The sequence below is a fragment of the Duganella sp. SG902 genome (genome assembly GCF_013376005.1).
Lineage (GTDB): Bacteria > Pseudomonadota > Gammaproteobacteria > Burkholderiales > Burkholderiaceae_D > Rugamonas.
Genome location: NZ_JABMJK010000041.1, coordinates 1 through 1,459, shown reverse-complemented (window position 1 = coordinate 1,459; position 1,459 = coordinate 1). Strand labels below are relative to the sequence as shown.

The 1,459-nt window shown below is 50.8% G+C and carries 1 rRNA gene; it reads right to left on the bottom strand.

Features of this window, described 5'->3' with window-relative positions:
• Positions 1–1,459, bottom strand: a 23S ribosomal RNA gene (locus FHW83_RS30370); the annotation flags it as partial.

The following is a 1,459-nucleotide window of genomic DNA, read 5'->3' as shown; positions in this document are numbered from 1 at the left end:
CTTCAAAGCCTCCCACCTATCCTACACAGATTGATTCAAAGTCCAATGCAAAGCTACAGTAAAGGTTCATGGGGTCTTTCCGTCTAGCCGCGGGTAGATTGCATCATCACAAACACTTCAACTTCGCTGAGTCTCGGGAGGAGACAGTGTGGCCATCGTTACGCCATTCGTGCAGGTCGGAACTTACCCGACAAGGAATTTCGCTACCTTAGGACCGTTATAGTTACGGCCGCCGTTTACTGGGACTTCAATCAAGAGCTTGCACCCCATCATTTAATCTTCCAGCACCGGGCAGGCGTCACACCCTATACGTCCACTTTCGTGTTTGCAGAGTGCTGTGTTTTTATTAAACAGTCGCAGCCACCAGTTTATTGCAACCTTTTCGCCCTATCACAGTAAAGTGACCAAGCTACCGAGGCGTACCTTTTCCCGAAGTTACGGTACCAATTTGCCGAGTTCCTTCTCCCGAGTTCTCTCAAGCGCCTTAGAATACTCATCTCGCCCACCTGTGTCGGTTTGCGGTACGGTCTCGTATGACTGAAGCTTAGAGGCTTTTCTTGGAACCACTTCCGATTGCTACAGAACTAAAAGTTCTTCGTCCCGTTCCCTTGAATCACGTGCCCGGATTTGCCTAAGCACCTTCTATGAAACAGAAACTGACTATTCCAACAGTCAGACAACCTTCCGCGATCCGTCCCCCCATCGCATCATACGACGGTGCAGGAATATTAACCTGCTTCCCATCAGCTACGCATCTCTGCCTCGCCTTAGGGGCCGACTCACCCTGCTCCGATGAACGTTGAACAGGAAACCTTGGGCTTACGGCGTGGGGGCTTTTCACCCCCATTATCGCTACTCATGTCAGCATTCGCACTTCTGATACCTCCAGCATCCTTTACAAGACACCTTCGCAGGCTTACAGAACGCTCTCCTACCATATGCTTACGCATATCCGCAGCTTCGGTGACTGGCTTAGCCCCGTTACATCTTCCGCGCAGGACGACTCGATCAGTGAGCTATTACGCTTTCTTTAAATGATGGCTGCTTCTAAGCCAACATCCTGACTGTTTTAGCCTTCCCACTTCGTTTTCCACTTAGCCAATCTTTGGGACCTTAGCTGGCGGTCTGGGTTGTTTCCCTCTTGACGCCGGACGTTAGCACCCGACGTCTGTCTCCCAAGCTCGCACTCACCGGTATTCGGAGTTTGCAATGGTTTGGTAAGTCGCGATGACCCCCTAGCCATAACAGTGCTCTACCCCCGGTGGTGATACTTGAGGCACTACCTAAATAGTTTTCGGAGAGAACCAGCTATTTCCAAGTTTGTTTAGCCTTTCACCCCTACCCACAGCTCATCCCCTAATTTTTCAACATTAGTGGGTTCGGACCTCCAGTGCGTGTTACCGCACCTTCATCCTGGCCATGAGTAGATCACTTGGTTTCGGGTCTACACCCAGCGACT